Source organism: Sphingobacterium pedocola, from assembly GCF_015209965.1.
GTDB classification, from domain to species: domain Bacteria; phylum Bacteroidota; class Bacteroidia; order Sphingobacteriales; family Sphingobacteriaceae; genus Sphingobacterium; species Sphingobacterium pedocola.
Map to the genome: position 1 here is coordinate 25,651 of NZ_MU158689.1, position 18,858 is coordinate 44,508.

At 39.4% G+C, this 18,858-nt stretch carries 15 protein-coding genes; all 15 read left to right on the forward strand.

Translation table 11 applies throughout. The features are described 5' to 3' along the window. Positions 1-20 precede the first annotated feature (20 nt). The 15 genes from C4F40_RS00085 (at position 21) to C4F40_RS00155 (ending at position 18,807) form a co-directional block, all read left to right on the forward strand. Positions 21-506, forward strand: coding sequence for a hypothetical protein (locus C4F40_RS00085; RefSeq protein WP_196937333.1), 486 nt, complete (start codon positions 21-23; stop codon positions 504-506). 522 nt (positions 507-1,028) lie between these two features. Continuing rightward, complete coding sequence (locus tag C4F40_RS00090; RefSeq protein WP_196937334.1) at positions 1,029-2,450, forward strand: exopolysaccharide biosynthesis polyprenyl glycosylphosphotransferase; 1,422 nt, start codon at positions 1,029-1,031, stop codon at positions 2,448-2,450. A gap of 24 nt (positions 2,451-2,474) precedes the next feature. Beyond that, positions 2,475-3,230, forward strand: a complete 756-nt coding sequence (locus C4F40_RS00095) for a hypothetical protein (RefSeq protein WP_196937335.1) — start codon at positions 2,475-2,477, stop codon at positions 3,228-3,230. Between the two features lie 32 nt (positions 3,231-3,262). Continuing rightward, complete coding sequence (locus tag C4F40_RS00100; RefSeq protein WP_196937336.1) at positions 3,263-4,897, forward strand: hypothetical protein; 1,635 nt, start codon at positions 3,263-3,265, stop codon at positions 4,895-4,897. A gap of 409 nt (positions 4,898-5,306) precedes the next feature. Continuing rightward, the gene (locus C4F40_RS00105) at positions 5,307-6,047 is read left to right on the forward strand and encodes a tyrosine-protein phosphatase (protein WP_196937337.1); all 741 of its coding nucleotides are present in this window, start codon (positions 5,307-5,309) and stop codon (positions 6,045-6,047) included. Between the two features lie 160 nt (positions 6,048-6,207). Continuing rightward, positions 6,208-6,909 (forward strand): polysaccharide biosynthesis/export family protein, encoded by a 702-nt coding sequence (locus C4F40_RS00110; RefSeq protein ID WP_231389871.1) that lies wholly within the window; start codon positions 6,208-6,210, stop codon positions 6,907-6,909. 52 nt (positions 6,910-6,961) lie between these two features. After that, positions 6,962-9,346 carry a GumC family protein gene (locus tag C4F40_RS00115; protein WP_196937339.1) on the forward strand — a complete coding sequence of 795 codons (2,385 nt, stop codon included), beginning with the start codon at positions 6,962-6,964 and terminating at the stop codon, positions 9,344-9,346. 11 nt (positions 9,347-9,357) lie between these two features. Then, entirely contained in the window at positions 9,358-10,308 is a 951-nt protein-coding gene (locus C4F40_RS00120) for a GDP-L-fucose synthase family protein (protein WP_196937340.1), read from the forward strand. A gap of 63 nt (positions 10,309-10,371) precedes the next feature. Next, complete coding sequence (gmd, locus tag C4F40_RS00125; RefSeq protein ID WP_196937341.1) at positions 10,372-11,547, forward strand: GDP-mannose 4,6-dehydratase; 1,176 nt, start codon at positions 10,372-10,374, stop codon at positions 11,545-11,547. After that, on the forward strand, positions 11,534-12,922 hold the full coding sequence (locus C4F40_RS00130) for a lipopolysaccharide biosynthesis protein (RefSeq protein WP_196937342.1): 1,389 nt from the start codon (positions 11,534-11,536) through the stop codon (positions 12,920-12,922). The genes gmd and C4F40_RS00130 overlap by 14 nt, the downstream gene beginning before the upstream one ends. Next, positions 12,891-14,051, forward strand: coding sequence for a polysaccharide pyruvyl transferase family protein (locus tag C4F40_RS00135; protein ID WP_196937343.1), 1,161 nt, complete (start codon positions 12,891-12,893; stop codon positions 14,049-14,051). Before C4F40_RS00130 ends, C4F40_RS00135 begins: the two co-directional genes overlap by 32 nt. A 219-nt stretch (positions 14,052-14,270) precedes the next feature. Continuing rightward, a complete protein-coding gene (locus tag C4F40_RS00140) occupies positions 14,271-15,065 on the forward strand; it encodes a glycosyltransferase family 32 protein (RefSeq protein ID WP_196937344.1) in 795 nt (264 codons plus the stop codon). Between the two features lie 8 nt (positions 15,066-15,073). Next, complete coding sequence (locus C4F40_RS00145; RefSeq protein ID WP_196937345.1) at positions 15,074-16,114, forward strand: CgeB family protein; 1,041 nt, start codon at positions 15,074-15,076, stop codon at positions 16,112-16,114. Between the two features lie 31 nt (positions 16,115-16,145). Continuing rightward, positions 16,146-17,750: a hypothetical protein gene (locus tag C4F40_RS00150; RefSeq protein ID WP_196937346.1), complete on the forward strand. Its 1,605-nt coding sequence runs from the start codon at positions 16,146-16,148 to the stop codon at positions 17,748-17,750. A 64-nt stretch (positions 17,751-17,814) separates the two neighbouring features. After that, on the forward strand, positions 17,815-18,807 hold the full coding sequence (locus C4F40_RS00155; RefSeq protein WP_196937347.1) for a glycosyltransferase family 4 protein: 993 nt from the start codon (positions 17,815-17,817) through the stop codon (positions 18,805-18,807). Positions 18,808-18,858: the final 51 nt, after the last annotated feature.

The window sequence follows — 18,858 nt, forward strand, 5'->3', positions numbered from 1 at the left end:
AGTAATGAATACGTAAATTGATGAATACCGTTTTTATCCTAGGCAGTGGCATCCTCTCTTTTGCTGCATTTTCCTTTATCCAACAGCTCATGCTCAGTAAACGTTTGCAGCAATTTGCAAGTCTGCGTATGCGTGTGATAAAGAAGGGTGACGACAAAGAAGGTAATACCACCACGGGAACCTTTTTGTTTCAGATGGAAGCGACGGATAGAAGGCTTCGTGAGGTCGTCATCGCAGGCATCCATTTACCGGGGACAAACCTTCAGGTGCATATAGCAAATCAGCTTTCCTTTGAAGTGCAAGATATATACGAACCTCTTCCTGTGCGTTCCGTGGGATTTCGTTGCGACAGCGACAAGCTTGTAGGCATGCGTGCTCGGCAGCGGGTTGTGGAAGTAGAAGGGTATATGCGCTTGGAAAAGAATCAGCGCGTACCGTTTACGTATAAAGTACATATGGAGATGCGGGGCGCGAAGCAATTTGAGGGGAAAGAAGCGATGGCCTGAGCCTACACCTGCGGCGTGCAATTAACTGTACAGATTTAAGAAGGATCTGTGTATTCTGCAGTGTGTGTATGTAATTTAGTAAATTTTTCTTCTTTTTTGGAAAAAAAGTGTTTTTACGTTTTTTTTGTTGTAAAAATACGCAGTTTATCATCATAAAGTTAATATTATATTAATACTGGTGGTTTATTGATTGTTTATCGTTAATATAAATTGTAATTGTTTATACATTTTTGAGTTAAAAATGAAATTGTCAGAATAAAATGAAAGGTTTTATGTTTATTTCATAAAAAATTAATGATTTGTTTACAAATATTAGTTATATTTGTCAATAATTATTGTGAAGACATTTTTTATCAGGATTATTAGCCGGAATATTAAAGAAGTTTAGAAAGATTGATCAGGTAGCCCTACACTATTAAAGCGATCCAACTATTTTCTCACTTGGTAGAATGTAAAAATTAAGCGATGACACGTGTGGTGTTTTCGTTATAAGATATTTGTTTTATAGTATTAAATTTTTGCATGATGCATAAGTACGTTCAAACCCGTATGGTCATTTGTTTAAAGATGCTGTTGATATCCATGGATGTCGCGTTTTTAAATCTTTTGTTCTTTTTGAGTTGCGGTTTAGCGACCTCTTATCCGGTATTAGATCCGCATGGCGCCCTGGAGGCTAATCAGCAGGCCATTTGGCTTCTGTTTAATATCACAGGTGTACTTGCTGCCCTGATGTTTAGGGTGTACAGCGATCAGAGTATCGAGCGCCTGGAGAATATGTTCCGTACCACCTGGAAAGGCGGTGTAGCCCATATTCTTATCTTTTCGATTGCTTTGGAGCTGGATCAGCGTGTACCCAATGTACTGCTTTTTTTACTGGGCCTGGCAATCCTGATGGTGGTCTATTATATTGCGGCCCGTATGTTCATGACTTACGTTTATACCGTATTTCCAAAGCGGTTCAACTGGTATAAACAAGTGGTTATCATTGGTAATGGGGCTTATCTGGCTCCGGTTGCGAGTTTTTTCGAGCGTCAGCGTCCGTTTTACCATGTCAATACCATCCAGTACAAAGATGAGGAAATGTTGGCCAGTAAGGAGGAGAATCTGGCCCGTTTTACGCGCTACTTTAAGGAAGTATCCACGGCAGGGATTCACGATGTATTCATTGTTACCTCGCCGGATATGTACAGCTATAGCAAGGAATTGGTGCAGGCTGCAGATCATCAGTGCGTACAGGTTAATTTTGTGCCCGCGATGACGGCCAATATCAGTTATTCGGGTTCCGCGATGCCTTCTGTCAGCATGGAACTGCCCGTTATACAGTCGCATGGCGAGCGCATGTCGAATATGGAAAACCGGGTGAAGAAACGCCTTATTGATCTCTTGATCTCGGGACTTGTGCTTGTTTTTATCCTCAGCTGGATGGTACCCTTGATCGGGTTATTGATCAAGTTGCAAAGTCCGGGGCCTATCTTCTTTAAGCAATTGCGTTCAGGACGTAACAATAAACCTTTTTACTGTTACAAGTTCCGGAGCATGGTGGTCAACAAAGATTCCAATGCCAAGCAGGCGACCAAAGACGATAAGCGTGTTACGGCTATTGGTAAGTTTTTACGCCAGAGCAGCTTGGATGAGTTTCCGCAGTTTATCAATGTGTTCCTCGGGCAGATGTCGGTGGTCGGGCCACGCCCCCACATGCTGGCACATACCGAGCATTACAGCCAATTGATTCAGCATTACATGGTGCGTCAGTTTGTAAAGCCCGGGATTACCGGATGGGCGCAGGTTAATGGCTACCGGGGTGAGACAAAGGACCCGGAATTGATGGCTCGGCGTGTAGAGCACGATATCGACTACATGCAAAACTGGTCGGCCATGCTCGATTTTAAGATTGTGTGTATGACGGCGATCAATGTAGCCGGGAAAGAAAAAGATGTGTATTAATAGAACAAAAAACGACTTAACTATATGAACAGATTATACATGAATAAACCAATTACAATACGTAAGGCGGCAATCAGATTGTTGCTGACGGTATTTGCCGCTCTGGGCTTTTCTACCCTACAGGCAAATACAGGAGAGAACCTGCAGGATAGCAGTTATAACGATACGACATTTCCGTTAAATCTGGGTGTACACGTCGGAACGACGGGCTTCGGGCTTCATTTGTCTACGCCACTGGGTGCGCAATTTGGCGTACGTTTGGGCGCTAGCTTTATGCCGTTCAACACCAATATCCAAGGGAGCTACAGCAACCGCGAAACCGAGTCTGATGTAAAAATTAAGGCACACAATATTTCGGCTTTGTTTTCCTGGACACCGTTTTACCAAAGTGCAGGTTTCTTCCGCTCCTTTGCGGTGAATGCGGGCGGTGCCTTCTTCTATAACCTGGATGCAGAATTGACAACGAAGCTTGCCGAGCCATATCGCCACGGCGATATCATGATCGACGAAGATGAGGTGGGCGAGATCCGTACCGATATCAACTACAAGAAAACAATCTCTCCCTATTTAGGTGTTGGTCTAAACGATATCCGCTTGGGTGATGGTTTCTCTTTACAGGTCGATTTGGGGTCTTATTATTTACCGAAGCCATCCGTGTCGATCACAGGAACAGGTTTATTACAGGGTAATGCAGGCAATGCCGCTACCGTGGAGAACAACATCAAGAACTACCGTTTTCTACCGCGTGTAGAAGTAGGTGTAAGCTACCGGATTAGATAAGTCATTCCTAACGCAATTAAAGAAATAAAGACATGAATTTTAAAAAATTACCCCTATACGCCATGACCTGTTTCCTACTTTGGGGAGCAGCTTCATGCGAAAGTCCATTGAAGGATTTTAACCTCGTCATCAGCAGTGATGTTATTAAACATTCTGCCACATTGCAGGTGCGCGATGCCGAAAATCAACCGGTGAATAACGTAACTATCAAATTGCTTTCAGGCGATACCGAAGATATTTACAACCTAAGCGGTTACAAAGATTTTAAGCTAGTTGGCGATCTGGTTACTTTTGGCGTTGATCCAAAGCGTACACCTACAGTAGAGAACCCGATTAACTTTCGCGTGGAGATCAGCGGTGCAGGCTTTTTAACAAAAGTTGTTCCGGTTACGATTGCTGATATTTCAACAGGTATCATCCCTGTTCAGCTGGTGAAACCGACAGAGATACCCGATGGGGTCGAAGTGGTTGAAGAGGTCGTCGACCTGGGATCTAACGGTACATTACCTGTAGCTACTACCATAACCTTAGATGCTCCTGCTGGGCAAAGCGAAAGTATAAAAGTTGATATCGCGCTACCGGCCGGACTGCAGTTTCAAGATGAAAATGGTGCCGTTATTACGGGTGGTGCGCTTACCGCCAATGTGTCTTCGATGGATGTCAATGATCCAGCCGCAGTGGCTTCCTTTCCTGGCGGAACGTTAACCGCGGAAGGTGTTGTAGGACCTAACGGAGAAACACAGGCGGGTGCCTTTAATCCGGCAGCGACTACCGTGATCAAAATGTCGGTTGGCGGCAAGTCGGTTCGTCGTTTCAGTAGCCCAATACAGGTAGCTATGACGGTAAGTCCTAACTTTGTAGATGCTTCCACGGGCCAACCGGTTACTGCAGGTACAGAGTTGTCGATTTATAGTTATGATGAGACGGATCCCAATGCGGTATGGCAATACGAAAAAAATGCCGTCGTTACAGGTTCCGCACAGACAGGATATAGCCTATCGTTTGCTGTTGATCACTTAACCACTTTTGTGGCCGGTAACTTTGTGGCATCTTGCGAGCCAGTGAGCCGCGTCACATTTAGTGCAGATTGGATGGAAGAAGGTTTCACGCTCCCAGTGATTATATCTGTAGTGCAATACGGCAAGATTTTGACAGCAGGTGTTTACTCAATTAACAAAGATACCAAAACAATCGGGTTGACACACGTACCGCAGGGTGGAGGCGTAGAGATTGCAGTTTATACCAATGTGGGTATACTTATTGACCAAGTACCATTAGCTGCCTGCGGGTCTGCGACTATGATCAATATTCCGGATCCAAATCCAGAACCCGCTGTGACCCTACAGTTGTATGTACGTTGCCCTGGGCAGACCAATGTCATTACGGTGGTGCCTACCTTCCAGTTGCAATATCGCATATCCGGTACCAGTACCTGGGAATATCTTGGTGTAGTGACAGACGGTTACATTCGTACGAGTTTGTTGAAATCTGATGGTACACTTTATGATTTCCGTGCGGTATGGAACGAACGCGTGAAAGTAGTTGGTAATCATACGGTGCAGGAAGATAACAGAGGTACTGTTGGTGTAGGATCTGGCGATATTATCGGGGAGCATGCTGGTGATACGAACTTGGCGATCCTGACCGAAGAGTGTAATGAATTATAGTAAGTAGTCGATTGGGTTTCTGTTGCAATATGCGACAGAAACACCAATCATAAAAAACATACCAAGAAAGCTCCGTCATCACGAGAAAGCAGCTCTTCCCGTCATTGAGAGAAGGTAACCCTTCCCGTCATCGCGAGGAGAAACGACGAAGCGATCTTAAGACATAACAAGAAAGCTCCGTCATTGAGAGAAGGTAACCCTTCCCGTCATCGCGAGAAGGAACGACGAAGCGATCTTAAGACTTAACAGGTGTATACTTGTTATTGTAGGGGAATATTCCGGCCGACCGGCTTCGGCCGGATATTTCAATACAATTGCAAATTACCTAAAATTTACAAATAGGCAAATAGGCAAACTCGCAGATTCGCGAATTCGCAATAACAAAATACGCAAATCAGCAACAAAGAAAATGTTCTCCATCTTCAACCGAACACGTCAATACACCGATCTCCGCTGGATACAGGTAGATATGCATTCGCATATTTTGCCCGGATTAGACGACGGTTGCCAAGAGCTAGCGCAGAGCTTGATGCTATTGGATCGCTTACATGCGGTAGGTTTATCCGAATTTCATTTTACCCCACATATCTTCCGGGAATTATATCCCAATAGCCCGGCGACCATCGCTCCGGCTTTCGAGCAGGTGCAATCCGCACGTTCGGCAGCTATCAAGGTTGGCTATGCCGCCGAGTATATGGTCGATTCGGCTTTTGATCAGCTATTGCTTGATCCAGATGTCGAACTCCTTACCTTACCCGGAAAGCATATTCTGATCGAGATGTCGTATATGCAGGAGAGCAAGCAGATCGAGAAGACCGTGTTTGATCTACAAATAGCAGGCTACAAACCCATTTTGGCTCATCCCGAGCGTTATATTTTTTACCACCAGCAACCCGAGCGCATCAAGCATTTACGGGATATGGGCTGCCTTTTACAGGTTAACCTTTTATCGGTTTACGGGTACTATGGGCTTAATGAGAAACGCATGGCAAAATATCTGATCGACAAGGGTTGGATCGACTTAATCGGTACCGATGTGCATCATGAGCGCCATGTACGCGCCATAGAGCAGGGACTTAAAAAAGAAGATATTTCAACGTACTTTAAAAAATGCAACATACAGAATGAGCGTTTATTTTCTAACAACTAAAAAAAATACAAGTCACCAGTCACAAATCACGAAAAACAAAACCCCCGCCCCTACAATAATGAACAAGTATAACATGAAAAAAAATATTTTAATATTTCGGCTCAAATTTCTAATACCGTTTTTACTTCTGCTTTTTTTTAGTAGCTGTTCCGTAAAAAAAATGGGATATTTCGCTGATCTTCCGATAGATTCCACTCGAATTATACAGCAGTCGGCAGCTTTCACCGAACCAGTGATCCAATCTGATGATATTTTAAGTATTACCATTCAAACCATTGACCCGATGAGTGCTACTGCTACAAATCAAGCGATTACCGAAAGCACTACCTATGGAGCGGGTGCGCAGTCAATAGAGGGTTTTTTGGTTGATAAACATGGTTTTGTTAATATTCCCATGATCGGCAAAATAGAAGTTAAGGGTTTAACCACGTACAAAGCTCAGGAACGTATTACATCATCTGCTAGGCAATATTATACAGATCCTACCGTTCAGGTACGTTTTGCAAACTACAAGATTACGGTATTAGGAGAAGTTGCCCGACCAGCTACCTATACCGTACCAAATGAGAAAGTATCCGTATTAGATGCTCTTGGCTTAGCGGGTGATTTAACAATTTACGGTCGCCGTGAAAACGTACTTCTCATCCGTGAACAAGGTGGGACGAAGGAAATGATACGTCTAAATCTGTATTCCAGTGAGATCTTTCAGTCTCCTTACTTTTATTTAAAGCAAAATGATGTTCTCTATGTGGAGCCAGGAAAGGCTAAAGCAGCAGCTAATAATGCTGCCCGCACACAGACCTTTGCTTTGATTACATCTTTTGCGACGATAATTACTCTTGTTATTACTCGTTTTTTCTAAGATCAGTATCTTATTTTTATTGATAGCAAGAATTTGAATTTTAAAGATATTTATGAAAGATAGATACATAGATCGGGAAGACGAAATTGAAGTAGAAAGTAAGTCTTCTGATAATAAAGCGTTACATCAATTTATTGGACGTATATTAGCCAACTGGTATTGGTTTATGCTTTTTGGCTTATTGGGACTAAGTGTTGCCTATTTCAAGGCACGTTACAGTATTCCGTCTTATAACATACGGGCCAAATTATTAGTATCTGATGACAAAAAGGGTGGAGGTCCGACAGGTGGATCTGCACTTGGTGAATTATCAGGCTTAATGGGAACTAAATCTTCTGTAGATAATGAGGTGGAAGTTTTAAAAACTAGGGATCTAATGCGTGAGATGGTATTAGTCGAAAAGGCATATATCAGCTATTTTCACGTGGGCAAAGTACATAATGTACCTGTCCTTGAAAGTCCTTATAGGCTGGAATTGCTGAGCTCCGCAGATTCTATTTTTAGCGCAATTGAAATTAAGATTAAGGTTTTAGATGCCCAAAGAATATTGTTGAGTCATGGAACGCAATCGAAAGAGGTGGCAATCAATCAAGCTTTTACTTGGAATGGTGTGGGTGTAATGTTGCTTACTCTAGCTCATAAGAATGTCGAATTAGAAGAGGAGTATGGTGTTCGAATTGTTCCCTTACGAACGGCAATTGCTGATTTAATGGGAAGACTATCGGTATCCGTAACAAATTCGAATGTTTCAACTATTGATTTGACACTAATTCATCAAGTTCCTGAACGCGGTGAGGCATTGATGCATAGTTTAATTAGTAGATACGTGGAGCGCAATCTGCATGATAAAAATGTAGTAGCAGATTCGACACTTTCTTTTATCAATGCCCGTTTGACAAAGATAACGGAGGAGTTATCGGGGGTCGAAGATCGCATTTCGGGCTACAAACAAAGTACGAAATTGGCGGACATAACGGAACAAAGCCGAATCCTATTGGAAAATTCTGCTGGTTATACGAAGAGTATAGCGGAAGTTGAGACTCAACTAACTTCATTAGAAGCAATCACGTCTTATTTATCAGATACCAGCAATCCTCGGGTAGTGCCATCTACTGTTTTGTCGCAAGATGGTACTTTTGCCGCATTGACAACAAAGTATAATGAATTGGTCTTACAACGGGAACGGTTATTATTGGCAAATACCGAGGCTAATCCGCTGGTACAAAATATCACGATGCAGATTGCAGGTCTTCGCAAGGATATGATAGATAACGTGGCGAGTACGCGTCGGCAACTAGAACTTACGAAGAATAATCAGGTAGAATTGTCAAATCGTGTAACATCTCAAATCCAACAGGTGCCAACCATCGAACGTGGATACATCGATCTGGCACGGTTGCAACAGATTAAACAGGCCCAATATGTATTTTTGCAAGAGAAGTGGGAGGAAACCGCCATTAGCCGTACAGCTAATGTTTCGAACTCAAAAGTTATCGATTCACCCAAGGCAGATGCATCACCTTTTGCACCTAGAGCCACCACGATGTATGCAGTAGGGTTAATTTTGGGATTGGCATTCCCTATGTTTGTTCTGTGGCTTCGCGAATTGTTGAATGTACGTATTCGAAATGTTGATGATATCGAACGGTATAATGAGTTAACTGTGCTAGGCATGATTGCCCATTCGGAAGAGCAGGGGCAAGTGGTCGTTACGAAGACGTCCCGCTCGCCTATAGCCGAGCAATTTCGAGCTATGCGTACCAATTTAGAATTTGCGCTAAATGGAGGTAAAACCATATTGTTTACCTCATCTATGTCAGGCGAGGGAAAATCCTACGTGGCTTTAAATTTAGCTGTAGCTTTAGCTTTATTAGATAAGAAAGTCTTGATTATGGAGTTGGATTTACGCAAGCCTTCCATTACGGCCAAGTTGGGCCTACCATCTGGAAAGGGATTTTCGCACTATATCGTCCGCCCTGACATGCGTGTTGATGAAATTATTATGCCATCAGGTACACATGAAAATGTTGACTTGGTGCAAGCCGGAGCTATTCCGCCTAATCCGGCGGAGTTATTGATCCATCCACGCACACAGCAATTGATGAATGAGCTTGCAGAGCGGTACGATTATATTCTTATGGATGCCCCGCCTGTCGGTATGGTTACAGACGCACAGTTATTAGGACGGTACGCCGACCTATGCTTGTATCTCGTACGTCAAGGCTATACCTATAAAGAACAGCTGCGGATTCCAAACGATCTCGTTCGCAATGATAAGATCAAGCCTATACAATTAGTAGTTAATGATATTCAGGCCAAAGGCGGTTATTACAGCAACTACGGGTATGGTTATGGATACGGCTATGGCTACGGTTATGGTGATTATGGGCAGATGGGAAAAAAGAAAAAATGGTGGCAGTTTTATAAACGCGGTTAGATAAAAGAACAATGGATAAGCAGACTAAAATCTTTATTGCAGGCCATCGGGGTATGGTGGGTGGTGCGATCAAAAGAGTCTTGGAAAGACAGGGGTTTACGAATTTACTGTACCGTGCATCTTCGGAGCTTGATCTTCGGAATCAGGCTGCGGTCAATGAATTCTTCGAGACAGAAAAACCAGAAGTTGTTGTTGATGCAGCGGCTAGGGTTGGGGGAATCTTAGCCAACAACAACTACCCTTATCCCTTTTTGATGGAGAACATGCAGATCCAGAATAACCTGATTGACGCCGCTTTACAGACCGGTGTGGATAAGTTTATCTTTCTCGGATCCTCATGCATCTATCCCAAGTTGGCACCACAGCCCTTGAAGGAAGAATACTTGCTCACCGATTCTTTAGAACCCACCAACGAGTGGTATGCCATTGCAAAGATCTCGGGTGTAAAAGCCTGTGAAGCCATCCGCAAGCAGTTTGGAAAAGATTATGTGAGTTTAATGCCCACCAATCTGTATGGCACGCACGATAATTTTGATCTCCAAAGCTCACATGTACTACCGGCGATGATTCGCAAATTTCACGAAGCCAAGGAAAATGGCCATGTTCCGGTTACTCTTTGGGGATCAGGTACACCGATGCGTGAGTTTTTGTTTGTCGATGATTTGGCAGAAGCGGTGTTATTTGCTTTAGACAACGTCTTACCCGAACACCTGTATAACGTAGGTACAGGAACAGATTTAACCATAAAAGAACTGGCTGAAACCATACAAGTAGCAGTCGGCCATCAAGGGGATATCATTTGGGACAGCAGTAAACCCGACGGTACACCACGTAAGTTAATGGATATATCCAAAATGCACGAACTGGGCTGGAAACATAAAGTCGAACTAAAAGAAGGAATCGAAAAAACATACGGTTGGTTTCTAGAAAACCAAAACAACTACAAAGAAGTAAAATTATAAGATTATCCACTGTATAGGTATTTAGTCTCAATACTTAATACTCAATACTTAATACTACCAAAAATGAAAACAGCATTAATCACCGGCGTAACAGGTCAAGACGGTTCATACCTAGCAGAATTACTTCTAGAAAAGGGCTACATGGTCCACGGTATCAAACGTAGAGCATCTTCTTTTAATACGCAGCGTATCGATCATTTATATATCGATCAGCACGAGCAGCATGTCCGTTTTAAGCTCCACTACGGTGATTTAACAGATTCTACTAATCTAATTCGTATTATCCAAGAAGTACAGCCCGATGAGATTTACAATCTCGGAGCGATGTCGCATGTAAAGGTGTCTTTCGATTCGCCTGAATATGTAGGAAATGTTGATGGGTTAGGTACGCTACGAATCTTAGAAGCAGTTCGTATACTAGGTTTAGAAAAAAAGACCCGAATTTATCAAGCGTCCACATCAGAACTATACGGAGGCTTGGCAGATAATAAAAATGCAAAGGGGTTTTACGATGAGAATTCTCCGTTTTATCCGCGCTCGCCCTATGGAGTAGCAAAGATTTACGGTTTCTGGATTACGAAGAACTACCGCGAAGCCTATAATATATATGCCTGCAACGGAATTTTGTTTAATCATGAATCACCGAGACGCGGAGAAACCTTTGTGACACGTAAGATTACGATGGCCACAGCAGCCATCGCCTTGGGTAAACAGGAGTGTTTGTTTCTAGGCAATCTCAACTCGCTTCGCGACTGGGGACATGCGAAAGATTATGTAGAGGCGATGTGGCGTATCTTGCAACAAGATGTTGCGGAGGATTATGTAATTGCTACAGGAGTGACTACATCCGTTCGTGACTTCGTGAAAATTGCTTTTGCAGAATTAGGGATTACCCTTCGATTTGAAGGAGAAAACGAGCAAGAAGTAGGAATCGTTGATACCATTGACGAGATGATATTTAGCGATAGCGTAGGTTCGGAGATCGCAGACATGCAGATCAGCAAATTACCAAACCAGCAAATTGTTAAAATTGACCCCGCTTATTATCGCCCTACGGAAGTGGATCTATTGATTGGTGATCCAACGAAATCAAAAACAAAATTAGGCTGGAATCCTCAGTATGATCTCTCAGCTTTAGTAAAGGAAATGGTGAAAAGTGACCTGGAACTATTAAAAGAAGACGATAAATTGCAGTATAATAGGCGATATTCTAATATTAAATATAGTGTCGGTTTATAGATCTATAGCAAAAAACTATGCTGCCAACATGTTTGGTATGGGTTTGAGTTTTCTTAACCAAATAGCTATGGTGCCATTTCTTATATTGATTTGGGGTGTGGAGAAATATGCCGATTGGATCCTTATAACTGCGTTATCGTCTTTTTTTACTATGAGTAATATGGGGTTAAACCAAGCTACAAATAATGAATTTGTTCTTAAATATCAACAAAAGGATGTAGCTGCGTGTTCGAAATTGCTCTCAAATTCGCTGTTTTTTATTCTGTTGATGTGCAGCATATGTCTTTCCCTTTCTTCTATTATAAGCTTTTTTTTCGGATTTAAAAATATCCTAAATACAACGGTTTTTGATGGTACAGAGACTAATGTTTTGTTTATTTTATTATTGCTTAACATTTTTTTGAAAATGTATGGCGGCGTTTATAATGGCATTTATCGCGTTCAATCTTACTCTCATTTAAGTGCGATGATTGATAATGTAGTTCAATTGTCAGGAATATTCATATTATTTTTCGGAATTTGGTTGCAAATAAATGTCATATTGATAATGATTGCTTACAATATTCCCGCATTTCTTGCAATTCTTTACCGCCACTATCATTCACAAAAATGGTTCAAATTTTCTTTCAGTTTTCAGGAACTAGATTGGAGCGTATTTAAGAGCTTAATTAGACCGTCTATAGCTTTTATGCTTGTACCTTTGGGGTTAGCAGTTTCGAATCAAGGTTTAGTCTTCGTCGTGAATGCATTATTTGGATCTACAATTCTTGTAGCATTTACAACGACCCGTACATTAGTCAACTTTTTACGATCTCTTATAAACGTATTTGGAAATTCGGTTTATCCAGAAATATCGAATTCTTACAGTCGAAAGGACACGAATACTATGAATAAAGTATATTATCGTTCATTAATTATAACCTTCTTGGTGAGTATAATAGCTGTTATTGTATTGATGTTTGCCGGAAAGCCAATTTATTTGGAGTGGACTAAACACGCTTTGGTATTTCACGAGGTGTTTTTTAAAGGAATGTTATTAGTTTTATTTATTTCATGCTCATGGAATTTGTCTAGTACTGTTTTATTGGCTACGAATAATCATTTTTCTTTTACTGTGGTGTTTCTCGTGACACAAATTTTGGGTGTAGGATTCGTTTATATTTTTTTGTTAATTTATCCCTATATTGAAGTTATTCCTCTGGTTTTATTCCTAACCGAATTTTCACTTCTTATATTCACAATTTTCAAAGTCAATCAATTAGTAGGATCTAATTTCAAAACCTTTGCTAAGCAAGTCCTACTCGAAACAAAATATATATTAAAAATAAGCACAAAAAAAATCTATGAAAAAAATAGCAGTAGCGACATTAGGTAATGCTCAAGAAAATTATGGACAATTATTGCAGGCATATGCATTACAGACTTTTTTAAAAAAATCAGGTTATGATGCTTTTTTAATTCGATACAAGAGAGAATTTACATTGCATGATGAGAAGGGGGTAAGAAAAGTAGCAAAGGCAATTTATTTGCTTTTTCGAAAGTTTTTTTTTCAAGATGTTGGAAATCGAGAGGTATCCAGCTCATCTATACAACAGAGAGATTTCAAAAATTTCTATAAGGAACATTTTAAGTTTTCTGAAAAATTATATACAAACATCGAACAATTAAAGAATGCACCACCTATTGCAGATGCTTACATCGCAGGTAGCGATCAGATCTGGAATTGGGGTGGTCGATATGGCTACGATAAGGTGTATTTTCTGCAGTTTGGAGACATGAATGTTAAACGTATTTCTTACGCTGCCGGTATGTCAAAAATTGTAGATAACCCGCAGTTAAAAAAAGAATTGAAAAGCTATTTGCGAAGGTTTGACAGTGTCTCTCTTAGAGAACCAACAGGAATTCATCTATTAAAAGAAGCAGGATTTATAACTCCGCAAGTCGTTTTGGATCCAACACTATTATTGCAAAAGGAAGATTATAAAGATCTAACGAGATCTATTCCAACTCCATCTAAAGAGTTTATTTTAGGATATCTTATCAATTTCAAGACAGCAGACGATATTGATTGGAACACCATTGAAGATTATTTGTCATCAACTGGGATAGACTTTAGATATGTCTCAGCTGAAGGTTATACTGGCGCTACTGATAAATTAGGAACTTATGAAACCCAATATTATACAACGCCCGAATGGCTTGCTTCTATGGAAAATGCTAAATCTGTATTGACGTCGAGTTATCATGGTCTTTTGTTTTCTATTATAATGAATAAGCCATTTCTCTTCTTTTTTATTGAGGATAAGGAACATTCTTATGGACGAAATAGAGCCATGCATATTCTCAGTGAACTAGGTTTAGAATCAAGGGTATATCAGAAAAAAAACTCGCTGACATTTGAGGAGCAATTAAATCGTCCGATAGCTTGGAAAGATGTTGTGAATAAACTCGAAAAGTTGAAGCAAAAATCAATCGATTTTCTAATCAATGCGATTGAAAATTAGTGCACTTACCACACATACTAGGTCTTTATAAGTTTTTAGACCAAATATGAGACCGCTAAATGAAAAAGCAATGAGAGAGGCTGGTATTTCTAACAGATTGAGTTCTATACACCAAGTTTGGTTGGATTCGGTCTGTACTATTCTGTCCGTCATAGCCTAGCGACGTGCTAAACTATTTTACAACTAAGATTTAGTAAAAGATATAATTTATATTTAAATATGATTCCGAAAATAATCCACTATTCTTGGTTTAGTGAAGAACCTATCCCAAGTCACATCCAGGAACTAATGATGACCTGGAAAAAACTTATGCCGGATTATGAATATGTTTTATGGGATGGAAAAAAGTTAGCCGATATTAATAACACTTTTGCAAACGAAGCTGTGAGTGTTCGTAAATGGGCTTTTGCCTCTGATTTTTTGCGTCTTTACGCAGTATATCATTATGGTGGTATTTGGTTTGATACAGATATACAAGTTTTTAAGTCGTTTGATTCTGTATTGGACAACCGCGTGTTCATTGCTAATGAAGCAGGTGCTAAAGGTTATGGGAAGAAATATCATTGGTTAACCGCTCACTGCTTCGGTGCTGAAAAAGGACATCCGTTTATAAAAGACTGTTTGGATTTTTACACAGAACGACATTTTATTCGTACAACAAGTAAAAAATTTCCTCCTAATTTTCAATTTGATTTAACAATATGTCCTGAGATTATGGCGACTGTAGCCGATAATTACGGTTATGATAATTATGGTTTTCGTGATGACGAGCAATTATTAAAGGAGGGTATACATGTATATCCTTCTGATTATTTTGATTCTCCACAGTATAAATCGATGAAACGCGTGTATAGTATTCACCGAGAGGCGGGTAGCTGGCGCGAAGGCAATGAGGGTAAAATGCTTAATTATAAGGGGACAAATCCGAAAAAAGGCAGGATTTTGCAGTTTTTTAAAATTTTATTCCAAAAGCTTTTGGCAAGTGTTAGTATTGCTGTAGTTCGTATAAGATAAATCAAATTATGAGAATACTATCTATAGGAGGATTTAACGGTGTTAGTAATACTTGTTTGCATCGGCATTGGGCGCTTACAGCAATAGCAACCGAAATTGATAAAATTAACGTTTATGAAAAACCTATCAATTTGAGGTATAAGATTGCTAATCGTTTTTTTTTACTTAATCTTCCTATTCGATTACCTGACATATCTAACATTAATTCAAAAATAAAAAGCTTCGTATCAGAGAAGAATTACGATATCGTCTGGATTGATAAAGGTTTAATGATAAACAAAAAGACTTTGGAGTATATCAAACAAATGAGTCCTAACACCAAAATTGTAAGTTATTCTCCAGATAATATGGCTATTCGTCATAATCAGAGTCAGAATTACTTAAGTTCCATTTCTTCATATGATTTTATTTTCACAAATAAGTCATACATTTTAAATCAAATGCTGAAAATGGGGGCTAAAAATGTTCAATTTGTGAATAATAGTTATGAAGATACGTTTCATTATCCACGATTTTTAGAAGCGGATGATTATGATCGCTTGGGAGGCGATATTGGGTTTGTAGGAGCTTGGGAAGATGAGAGGTGTAAAACCATTCTTTATTTGGTGGAAAATGGCCTGAAGGTTCGAGTATTCGGGGGTGGCAAATGGTTAGAATTTAGAGGTTTATATCCAAATCTTACTATTGAAGCCGAAGGTTTGTATTCTGATGATTATGCTAAATCTTTTCAGGCTTTTAAAATCTGTCTTTGTTTTCTAAGAAAAATGAATTTTGACTTACAGACGACTCGATCAATAGAAATACCCGCCTGCGGTGGATTTATGCTAGCTGAACGGACATATGAACATACTGCTTTATTTGAAGAAGCGAAGGAAGCTGATTTTTTCTCATCCAATGAGGAGTTGTTTCAAAAATGTCAATATTATCTTACTCATGCAGAAAAGCGAAAGAAAATCGCGCTAGCCGGTAGATTGCGATGCGTGTCCTCTGGATATTCTAATGTAAGTACTATAAAAAGACTCATAAATTCGGTGTTCAATACTGTATAAATCTTACTTATGTTAAATAATATTCGTTTGTATGAGAAATAGCGAGGCATTGAGAGCAAGAGTATCACCACTGAAAAATACATATAAGGAAGACAAACTCTCAGGTATAAAAAAGATAGTTGATGTTATTTTGTATGTTGCTGTATTTTTTGAGGTATTATTTTTTCCAGAAATTGGAAATTTGATAGGTTGTGTTATGACCTTGTTTTGCTGGTGGATATTCCGATATTTTTTTCTGTTCAAAAAAATAATATTGTTACATCCCTTTTCATTCTTGATGTTTTTGTCAATGTTTATGTATAGGTTCGTGCCTTTTATTGCTACCCTGGTAGAAGGGAAGCCTATAACATACGGTTTTGAAAATGCATATGAAACCTTTTTTTATGAAACTTTGCTTTTTGTTGTTTCAGCATTAGCTTTTTACTTCGCCTCGGTACAAGTTGTCAAACCTGCCAGCAATTTCGTTCAAGAAAAACTGTGTAAATTGAATTTCTATAAGTCGGACATTGTTGTTTTATGGGTAATGGGGTTTATTGGTTTAATAGCTCAATTATATAGTTTAATGATCGGAGGAAGATCTGAGTACGGAGATGTCTTATCAAAATCTATAGCGGGTATCCAATATATGATTTACGCGCCGAGCATTTTGCTGTTTCCTAGTCTTACATCACAACGCTACACAGTAAATAGAGCTCACGTGTTAATTTATTTGGGTGTTGTGTTTACTCTTTCTTTGGCTACGAATAGTAGACAAACCATGCTCATGCCGGTAGCAACTTTAACTTTGCTTTTCTGTCTTGATATACTTAGACGAAATTTATCTATAAGGCAGTTTGTTTCCCCAATGAAATTAGCAGGTTTCGTTGTTTTTTTTGTGTTTGGTATGAGTTTAATATCTGATATTTCCATTGCAATGCTTGCCAATCGTGGAATAAGAGCTCACGTGAGTCGTGAAGAGCTGTTTATTCAAACCTGGAATACTTTGCAAAATAGGGAGCAGATGGATCAACTGAGAAAGATCAGTAGTCAATACGAAATCATAACAAATGAGTCATATATGATTAATGGTTGGACGGAGACATATATTGATAATTTTATGCTAAACCGATACGGAAACATGCGCATTTCTGATCAAACGATTTATTACGCTAACGTTGTAGGATGGGAGAACTTAAAAATGCGAGACGATCTTATTACCAAAATATGGGCGATCTTACCAACTCCAATTTTGAATAATTTGGGCGTAAAAATTAATAAAGAAGATTTAGAGTATTCTCGGGGTGACTATCTATATAACTTGGCTACTGGTTCTGGGGGGTTGGGAGGATACCGAGTCACTAGCCATATTGGTGATGGATTGGCTACTTGGGGGATGTGGTATTTCCCCATTCAGTTTGTGATTTTTTATTTAGTATTCAAGCTGTTGGATTGTTTTGTGTTGTATACAAAAAGAGGATTTATTTATTCCCCCTACGGCTTAATGAGTATTTTCCTGTTCTTAGGTATGTTTAGAAACGCAAATGGCCACTTTCAAGATATCAGTTATTTAATGAGAGGTTTTTGGCAGGATTGCTTTACCTATTTGGTCGTTTACTGGTTGATTAAAACGTTGACTAAAAGTTTAGTAAACAGGTAGTAATTGAATTTTATATGACAGCGCCTAATATTCTTTCAGAACATTTATATTTTAAGTTTACGCTATGAAGGTTTGTTATATATTTAGAGAAAAGGAACGAAATGCACATAGCATTGAAAATTTATTTGATGCAATATCTACAGCCGGTGCAAAAAAGGGTATACAAGTTGAGAAATGGTATAAGCCTTTGTCCAAATTAAAAGCTATATTTTCGGTTCGAAAACTGAATGCAGATGTATATCATATTACTGGCGATTGCTATTATCTAGCACTTTTTTTGCCATGGAGGAAAACTATTATGACCATACATGATATTGGAATGTATAAAAATCATTCGAAAACTCCTAAACGAAGATTATTTGCTTTTCTCTCATTTGTGTTACCTCTAAGAGTTTTAACTGTATCGACAGTGATATCTGACCTAACCAAAAATGATTTAGTGAAGTTACTAAATGCTGATGAGCGAAAGTTGAAAGTAATTCCTAATCCATTAGTGCTACCGGTCAGATATAGAGAGACGCCTTTTAATAGTGTGAAACCTACCATTTTGCAAATTGGAACTGGTGACCATAAGAATCTAATTGGATTGATTGAAGCTGCAAAGGGCCTTAACTGCCATTTAGATATAATAGGCCGACCCTCTGAAATGCTCAAAGAAAGGATGAAATCTTATCAAGTGGATTACACGATATCGGTTAATTTGACTCAAGAAGAAATGATCGATAAATATTATAAATGTGATATTTTATATTTTGCATCCTTATCGGAAGGTTTTGGGCTTCCGATTTTGGAAGCCCAAGCAACGGGGAAACCTGTTGTTACCAGCAATACCGAGCCCACAAAAACGGTGTGTGGCGGAGGGGCGGTATTAGTTGATCCAAATGATCATGATAGTATTCGTGATGCATTAATAAAAATACAGACAGATCACAAATTTCGAAACAAACTAGTTCAAAATGGTCTCGATAATATCCTAAAATACGATTTGGAAAATATAACAGACCAGTATATTTCTCTTTATTATGAGTACTTTCTATATAAAGGTGATAACAAATGATACAGCATAATTTATTTTTTTGGCAGAATACTAATAGTATACATCAATCGG